We start from the raw sequence: 5,856 nt of genomic DNA, 5'->3' as shown, positions 1-5,856 counted from the left end.
GCGGCCCGCGACCTGGGTGCGGAGATTGTCATCCTGTCGATGCACTGGGCCCGGCGCCGGCCCGCAGCCGCCGGACCCGGCGGACGGTGCAGACCGCGACCAGCAGCGCCGGGACCGCCGCGAGGGCGAGGCGGCCGGCTGCCCGGTCCACCGCCGTGCCGCCCGCGTTCTGCAGGCCGGTGAACAGCACCGCCGCGGTCAGCGCCAGGCCGGTCAGGACCAGGGCGGACACCCATCCGGTACGCCGGCGGAGCGCGCGGGCGCGGTCCAGCCGGGGCAGTCCGTCTGCGACGACGGCGGCGGCCACCCAGACGGCGGCGACCGGGAGCAGCACGGCGAGCTGGTCAGCCATGCCACCAGCCTCGCCGAGCTCGGCGTTCACCGGATCCGGGCCGGCCCCCGGTTCGCCCCTACGTCAGCCCGTAGGGGCCATCCCACCGGTGATATGGAAACTTCGACATGTTCCACCTTCCTCCCGTTGACCTAGTCTCAGACTGATCGGTCAGCGTCGATCTGCCTGCCTCGCCGGCGGACGATCGTGTGCCGGTCGGAGGGAGGTAGGGAGATGGGTCTCCCATACAGGTCCGTACTCGTCGGCGTGGCCGCCCTGACGATGCTCGCGGCGGCCAGCCCCGCGCTGGCCGCCGAACCGACCGGCGTCATCCGGGCCGCCGGTGGCCCCACCGCGGTGGCCGACAGCTACATCGTCGTGTTGAAGGACAGTGCCGTCGCCCCCAGCCGGGTCGCCGACACCGCACGGCGACTGACCGCCCGGCACGGCGGCAGCGTCGCCCGCACCTGGCGCGCGGCGCTGCGCGGCTTCGAGGTCCGGGTCGGCGCGCCCGCCGCCGCGCGGATCGCCGCCGACCCCGCCGTGGCGTACGTGGAGCAGAACCACACCGTCTCGATCTTCGGCACCCAGACGAACCCGCCGTCCTGGGGTCTGGACCGGATCGACCAGCGCAACCTGCCGCTGGACAGCTCGTACACCTACCCGAACACGGCGAGCAACGTGCACGCCTACATCATCGACACCGGCGTGCTGTTCGGGCACAACGACTTCGGCGGCCGGGCGGTGTCCGGCTTCGACGCGGTGGACGGCGGCTCCGCCGACGACTGCAACGGCCACGGCACGCATGTCTCGGGCACCGTGGGCGGCTCCTCGTACGGCGTGGCCAAGGCCGTCCAGATCGTCGGCGTCCGGGTGCTGGACTGCCAGGGCAGCGGCACCAACGCCCAGGTGGTGTCCGGTATCGACTGGGTCACCGCGAACGCGGTCAAGCCGGCGGTGGCGAACATGAGCCTCGGTGGCTCCGCCAACAGCTCGATCGACACGGCGGTCACCAACTCCATCAACTCCGGCATCACCTACGCGGTGGCGGCCGGCAACGGCGACATCTTCGGCAATCGGCAGAACGCCTGCAACTACTCCCCGGCCCGGGTCGCGTCGGCGATCACCGTCGGCGCCACGCAGAACAACGACGCCGCCGCGAGCTTCTCCAACTACGGCACCTGCGTCGACATCCTGGCGCCGGGCGTCAACATCACCTCGGCCTGGTACACCGGCAGCAGCGCGACGAACACGATCAGCGGCACCTCGATGGCGTCGCCGCACGTCGCCGGCGCCGCAGCGCTCGTGCTCTCGGCGAACCCGTCGTGGAGCCCGCAGCAGGTGCGGGACAGCCTGGTCAACAACGCCACCCCGAACGTGGTGACCAACGTGGGCACCGGCACCCCGAACCGGCTGCTCTACGTGGTCAACGGCAGCACCCCGCCGCCGACCAACGACTTCTCCGTCTCGGTGTCGCCCACCACCGGATCCACCGCCCCCGGTGGCTCGGTGAGCGCCACCGTCGCCACGGCCACCACCAACGGCTCCGCCCAGTCGGTCAGCCTCTCGGCCAGCGGCCTGCCGGCCGGCGCCAGCGCCTCGTTCAACCCGGCCACGGTGACCTCCGGCGGCTCGTCCACCCTCACCATCACCACCTCGGCGAGCACCCCGCCCGGCACGTACGCGGTCACGGTCAGCGGCACGGCGGCCTCGGGCACGAAGACGGCGAGCTACTCCCTCACCGTCACCGGCACCGGTGGCTGCACGGGCACCGGTCAGAAGCTCGCCAACCCGGGCTTCGAGTCCGGGAACACCGGGTGGACCGCCACCTCCGGGGTGATCGGCCAGTACGGCTCCCCCGGCCAGCCGCCTCGCACGGGCACCTGGAACGCCTGGCTGGACGGCTACGGGACCTCGCACACCGACACCCTGGCCCAGTCGGTGGCCCTGCCGGCCGGCTGCTCGTCGTACAGCCTGAGCTTCTGGCTGCACATCGACACCGCCGAGACCACCACCGGCACCGCCTACGACACGCTGCGGGTACAGGTGCTCAACAGCAGCGGCTCGGTGCTGGCCACGCTCGCCACCTACTCGAACCTGAACAAGAACACCGGCTACGCGCAGAAGTCGTTCAACCTGGGCGCATACGCCGGCCAGACCATCCAGATCAAGTTCACCGGCGTGGAGGACATCTCCCTGCAGACCTCGTTCGTCCTCGACGACACCGCGCTGAACGTCTCCTGAGCCAACCTTCCCACCGGCGTCCGGCGGTCACCTCCACGGGTGCCGCCGGGCGTCGTTTCCGGGCCGAGGCCAGCCGGCCGGCCGGTGTCGGGCTCAGACGGCGAAGGTGGGCGGGCGTTCCGTGGCCGGGGGCGGCGGGGTGGCCTTCCACAGGCCGGTCTTCTGGGCCGCCAGGCGGGACAGGTAGGCCGGGTTGAGGATGACGTACCGGCGCCAGAGCCGCTTCGGCTCCAGCCCGAGCCGCCAGACCCACTCCAGCCCGGCGCGCTGCATCCACGGCGGGGGGTTGCGCAGCAGGCCGGCGTGGTAGTCGAAGGCCGCGCCGACCGCCATCAGCGGCATGTCCAGCAGCGGCCGCATGGCGTACGCGAAGACCTCCTGCCGGGGGCAGCCCAGCCCGACCAGGACGAGCCGGGCGCCGCTGGCCTTGATCCGGTCGGCGATCTCCACGTCCTCGCCGGGCTGCACCTGACGGAACTTCGACGGCTCGACGCCGGCGATCTTCAGCGCCGGGAACTTCTCCTCCAGCGCGGGGATCAGCCGCGCCAGGGTCTCCTCCGTGGAGCCGTACAGGTAGACCGGCAGCCCCTCGTCGGCGCAGCGGGCGAGCACCCGGAGGGTGAGCTCGGGGCCGTACACCCGGTCGGTGAGGCCCGCGCCGTGCAGCAGGTTCAGCGCCCAGCGGACCGGCTGGCCGTCCGGCGTGACCACGTCGAACGAGTTGAGCCGGGCGTTGTGCGCCGGGTCGAGCACCCCGGTCATCACCCCGTGCACGGCCAGCGCGGTCAGCGCCAGTGGGCGGCGCTCCCGCGCCGCGGTGACGACCGCCTCGGTGGCCGTGGCGTAGTCGGTCGCGTCGACGAGCACGCCGAGCACGTTCCGCTTGGTGCCGGTGGTCATGCCTGCGGCACCCACTTGTCCACGTTGGCCTCGTAGATCTCGCGCGCGATCATCGGCACGTCGTAGACCTGCTTCCAGTCCGGGTAGTCGGCCTGGAACGCCTCGTTCGAGCCGATCCACCACTTGTGGTCGCCGATCCGGTTCGCCTCGACGTACTCGCTGATCATCTCCTGGCCGGTGATCTCCTCCGCCAGCGCGAAGACCTCGCGCATGGAGATGTTGGAGTGCCGGCCGCCGCCCAGGTTGTAGACCGCCGCCGAGCGCGGGTTGCGGAAGAACGCCTCGAACGCGGAGACCACGTCCGAGCTGTGGATGGCGTCCCGGACCTGCTTGCCCTGGTAGCCGAAGATCTTGTACGTCCGGCGCTCCATGTTCGCGCGCATCACGTAGCCGAGGAAGCCGTGCAGCTCGGTGGCCGAGTGCGCCGGGCCGGTCAGCGTGCCGCCACGGAAGCAGGCGGTCTTCATGCCGAAGTAGCGGCCGTACTCCTGGACCATCACGTCGGCCGCGACCTTGGAGGCGCCGAAGACCGAGTGCAGGCAGGCGTCGATCGACATGTCCTCGCGGACGCCCTGGTAGTACGGGTGGTCCTCGGGCAGCTCGTAGCGGGTCTCCAGCTCCATCAGCGGGAGGCTGTTCGGCCGGTCGCCGTAGACCTTGTTGGTCGAGCAGTGGATCACCGGCGTCTCGATGCAGTGCTCGCGGACGGTCTGCAGCACGTTGAGGGTGCCGCCGGCGTTGACGTCGAAGTCGGTGAACGGGTCCCGGACGGCCCAGTCGTGCGACGGCTGCGCGGCGGTGTGGATCACCACGGCGATGTCCCGGCCGTAGCGGGCGAAGAGCTTCGCCAGCGCGTCCCGGTCCCGGATGTCGATGCTGTGGTGCGAGTACGCGGAGCCGAGCTCGTCGGTCAGCCGGCGGACGTTCCAGGCGGTCGACGCCTCGGCGCCGAAGAACTCCTGCCGCATGTCGTTGTCGATGCCGACCACGTCGAGCCCGAGGCCGGCGAAGTGCCGGACCGCCTCCGAGCCGATCAGACCGCCCGAGCCGGTCACCAACGCGACAGTCACACGCCACTCCTGGTCAGTAGGAGGCAGGGAAACCATCGGAGCATAGCGTGACGTCCGGCACGCCCCGATATGACGCGAGGGCCCCGCAAGCTGCGGAGCCCTCGTGATGGTGGGGAAGGGGGGAGTTGAACCCCCACGTCCTTTCGGACACACGGACCTGAACCGTGCGCGTCTGCCATTCCGCCACTTCCCCGTGGCTTGACCTGGAACAACGGTATCCCATCGCGGCCCCGCCACCTGCGGCGGGTGCCGAAACATATTACGCTGTCACCGGTCATCGCCACGAGCGATCACCGTTCGTGGCGGACGAAACTGTAGCACGACCCGTGGGGTCCGTTCGAACGGGCCGCCGGCGGCCGGCCGAGCGGCATGTGAGCTGCGCGGGCGGTGTCCAGATACCATCATTCCCTCGGGACCCGAGGAGGAGCCGGTGAGCGTGCTGCAACGCTTCGAGAAGCGTCTGGAAGGCCTGGTAGAGGGGGCCTTCGCCAAGGTCTTCAAAGGGGTGGTCCACCCCGTGGAGATCCTCAACGCCATGCAGCGGGAGGCCGAGGCGCACAAGGCGATCCTGGCCGGTGGGCGCACGTTGGTGCCCAACCGCTACGTGATCGATCTCTCGCCGTACGACCACAGCAGGCTGGCGCCGTACGCCGCCGCGCTGGCCCAGGAGCTGGCCCAGTCGCAGGCGGAGTTCATCGGCGAGCAGGCCTGGACGGTCTACGGCGACGTGATCGTCGAGATCGAGCGCGGCGAGGGGCTGGATACCGGCATGTTCCGGGTCACCGCCGAGGTCTACACCGGCGGCGACGTCGCCCCGGTCTCCGCGCCCGCCGGCTACGACGCCGGCCCGCCGGCGTACCCGGCGTACGACCAGGGCGGCGGCTACGGCCCCCCGCCCGGCCAGGGCGGCGGTCGCAACGTGCGGCTGGTCTCCGGCGACGGTCGCACCTACCCGCTCCAGATGGGTTCGACGGTGATCGGCCGCGGCGACCAGGCCAACCTGCGCCTGCCCGACGTCGGGATCTCCCGGCGACACGCCCGGCTGGACTTCGACGGCGGCCAGGTCGTGCTGACCGACCTCGGCTCCACCAACGGCACGATGGTCAACGGCCAGCGCGTCTCCGCCGTCGCCCTCAACCCCGGCGACATGATCCAGCTCGGCACGACCACCCTGACCTTCCGCGTGGACGGCTGACCCGCCTTGCCGGAACTCGTCATCACCGTCGCCCGGTTCGGGTTCCTCATCCTGCTGTGGATCTTCGTGTTCACGGTGGTCGGCGTCATCCGCCGGGACCTCTTCGCCGGGGCCCG

General features: G+C 71.0%; 5 protein-coding genes, 1 tRNA gene and 1 pseudogene. 3 read left to right on the top strand and 4 right to left on the bottom strand.

All coding sequences use genetic code 11. The annotated features are described in order from the left end of the window. Positions 1-28 precede the first annotated feature (28 nt). Entirely contained in the window at positions 29-352 is a 324-nt protein-coding gene (locus tag JNW87_RS33530) for a hypothetical protein (protein WP_238455053.1), read from the bottom strand. Between the two features lie 213 nt (positions 353-565). Between JNW87_RS33530 and JNW87_RS41020 the strand changes: the two genes are divergently transcribed. After that, entirely contained in the window at positions 566-2,575 is a 2,010-nt protein-coding gene (locus tag JNW87_RS41020; RefSeq protein ID WP_309234135.1) for a S8 family serine peptidase, read from the top strand. A gap of 93 nt (positions 2,576-2,668) precedes the next feature. On the opposite strand, the gene JNW87_RS33520 is transcribed toward JNW87_RS41020, so the two are convergent. The 3 genes from JNW87_RS33520 to JNW87_RS33510 form a co-directional block, all read right to left on the bottom strand. Then, the gene (locus JNW87_RS33520; RefSeq protein ID WP_109802052.1) at positions 2,669-3,475 is read right to left on the bottom strand and encodes a WecB/TagA/CpsF family glycosyltransferase; all 807 of its coding nucleotides are present in this window, start codon (positions 3,473-3,475) and stop codon (positions 2,669-2,671) included. Beyond that, positions 3,472-4,545 (bottom strand): NAD-dependent epimerase/dehydratase family protein, encoded by a 1,074-nt coding sequence (locus JNW87_RS33515; protein WP_109802034.1) that lies wholly within the window; start codon positions 4,543-4,545, stop codon positions 3,472-3,474. Before JNW87_RS33515 ends, JNW87_RS33520 begins: the two co-directional genes overlap by 4 nt. Positions 4,546-4,652: 107 nt before the next feature. After that, positions 4,653-4,738 (bottom strand) — tRNA-Leu (locus tag JNW87_RS33510). A gap of 210 nt (positions 4,739-4,948) precedes the next feature. Here JNW87_RS33510 and JNW87_RS33505 point away from each other — a divergent pair. Beyond that, positions 4,949-5,740, top strand: coding sequence for a DUF3662 and FHA domain-containing protein (locus JNW87_RS33505; RefSeq protein WP_238455054.1), 792 nt, complete (start codon positions 4,949-4,951; stop codon positions 5,738-5,740). Between the two features lie 6 nt (positions 5,741-5,746). After that, a pseudogene (locus JNW87_RS33500) lies at positions 5,747-5,856 on the top strand (FHA domain-containing protein); the annotation flags it as partial.

Origin of the sequence: Micromonospora sp. ATA51, assembly GCF_016802855.1 — a bacterium.
GTDB classification, from domain to species: Bacteria; Actinomycetota; Actinomycetes; order Mycobacteriales; family Micromonosporaceae; genus Micromonospora; species Micromonospora sicca.
This window is presented reverse-complemented; position numbering and strand designations above follow the sequence as displayed.

What these genes read in the sequence shown, in the direction of transcription:
- JNW87_RS33530 (WP_238455053.1), bottom strand. Translation starts at nt 352, where the DNA reads ATGGCTGACCAGCTCGCCGTGCTGCTCCCGGTCGCCGCCGTCTGGGTG.
- JNW87_RS41020 (WP_309234135.1), top strand. Translation starts at nt 566, where the DNA reads ATGGGTCTCCCATACAGGTCCGTACTCGTCGGCGTGGCCGCCCTGACG.
- JNW87_RS33520 (WP_109802052.1), bottom strand. Translation starts at nt 3,475, where the DNA reads ATGACCACCGGCACCAAGCGGAACGTGCTCGGCGTGCTCGTCGACGCG.